The sequence below is a fragment of the Deinococcus multiflagellatus genome (genome assembly GCF_020166415.1).
In the GTDB taxonomy this organism is placed as follows: domain Bacteria; phylum Deinococcota; class Deinococci; order Deinococcales; family Deinococcaceae; genus Deinococcus; species Deinococcus multiflagellatus.
This window is the reverse complement of record NZ_JAIQXV010000078.1, coordinates 1-436: the sequence shown is the minus strand read 5'-3', so window position 1 is coordinate 436 and position 436 is coordinate 1. Positions and strand designations below refer to the sequence as shown.

Below are 436 nucleotides of genomic sequence, written 5' to 3'. Positions count from 1 at the left end.
TGGAACACTGCCGCTGTCTTGTGGTTCGCTCACCTGGTAAACGCAGCACCCCACAACCGTCTCCGTTGGCCCATACTCGTTGAACACACGGGTCAGCGAGCATATATTACGGACACTGTCCATCGGGAGACTCTCTCCGCCCACAACGAGGGTTTTAAAGGCAGATGCGAGGTCGTGAGCGCGGCCCAGGGTGTTAACGATCGCCAGATGCGCTGGCGTAATCTTCAACAGACTGAATTGGCGGCCCATGTCCAGCAAATCAGCGAATGCTGCTGCTGTCATCTCCGGCAGCACTAACACTCGCTTTCCTGCGATCAGCGGGAGGTACAGCGATGTAACTGTCAGATCGAATGACATTGATGAGTGCAAAATAGAGCCCTCACCGTCTTCAATCGCGTACGCCTCCTTTGCCCAATTCAAGTAATTGTCCAGGCCT

At 54.6% G+C, this 436-nt stretch carries 1 protein-coding gene; it reads right to left on the bottom strand.

What is annotated here, in order from left to right:
• Nucleotides 1-420: AMP-binding protein (locus K7W41_RS23395; protein WP_224612959.1), on the bottom strand; the 420-nt coding region annotated here is incomplete at its 3' end.
• Between the last annotated feature and the right edge of the window lie 16 nt (nt 421-436).